Source organism: Oscillibacter sp., assembly GCF_031978065.1.
GTDB lineage: Bacteria > Bacillota > Clostridia > Oscillospirales > Oscillospiraceae > Oscillibacter.
The window spans coordinates 1-1,066 of the sequence record NZ_DALZCH010000209.1; the positions used below are offsets into that span (position 1 = coordinate 1).

At 44.9% G+C, this 1,066-nt stretch carries 1 pseudogene; it reads right to left on the reverse strand.

What is annotated here, in order from left to right:
- Positions 1-83: 83 nt before the first annotated feature.
- Positions 84-1,066 (reverse strand): annotated as a pseudogene (locus tag RTK01_RS16765) (hypothetical protein); the annotation flags it as partial.

A 1,066-nucleotide genomic window follows, 5' to 3' on the forward strand; every position in this document is an offset into this window, starting at 1 on the left:
AAAAAGTCCAAACCCACCCAACACGCCATACAGCATGGAATGATCCCGTTTTCTTACCCCAGCCTCACGATTTCCCATGATGGTCACGCACCTTTCGTTATCACTGTTTTTTGAAATAAAATATAAGAGTCGTAATTTGAAATTACTTCATCCGCCTGTGATAAAAACCCTGCGTCATTTGCCAGAGCTCCAATGCCTAAATTAAATTTCACTATCATATATGCATCACCATTAAATGAACGAATCTGCTCAAAATTGTATGGATCTTTTATTTCAAAATGTACAATCACATTGGAGTCCAGCCGTGTGCAGGTATATTTTATTGTGCACTTTCCAATTCCTAAATACAAATCCCGGTCGCCCGTCTGTTGAAAGTTCATTTCCATTGTCCCCGACACCGCATAGGCATCCGGGTCGTTCCTTATGTTTTCTTCCAATTCCTGATAAGCATCTTGAAATCCATTGCTTTGCATGATTTTCTCCGTCACCCAATGAGTCTGAGAAAAGTACAGGCTGCTGGGCATACTTTCTAACGAATGTTCCAACAGCAGCGCGGCTACATCATATCCGTTTTTGCGAAGATAGTGCTCTGCACCCTGTTTCCAGATAAAGCGTTGGATGTTCTGGCGGTTATCATACAGGGCTTTTTGAATTTCAAATCCGATTGACAGTGAAGACATACCCGGAAATGTTTTAGTGCTGACATTCATGATAGCCAGCCCCATGGAAATCCGGGCGCGTACACGGTCCATATCTTCTTTGTTCAGCAGCGTTTTCTCCAAACTTTTGCGGAACTCCTCAACATACTTTGCAAGACCTTTTTTTGTCTCTTCTCCGAATACGCCGTCTTCCAGTAAATGCGGAACCATTCCTGTGGCATTGAGCTTACTTTGCAGCTCCCGGATTTTTGCCGGGTCGCCGCCCACAAACCATGCCAGCTTTTCTATTTTGCCGCTGGCCGAGCCGGTATTGATACCGCAGCGTTCCAACTCACCGACGGCAAGCTTCAGCTCTTTGGCGGTATCATCGGTGATGTAGTTGTTCTCCCGTTCATTGCGCTCCAAGT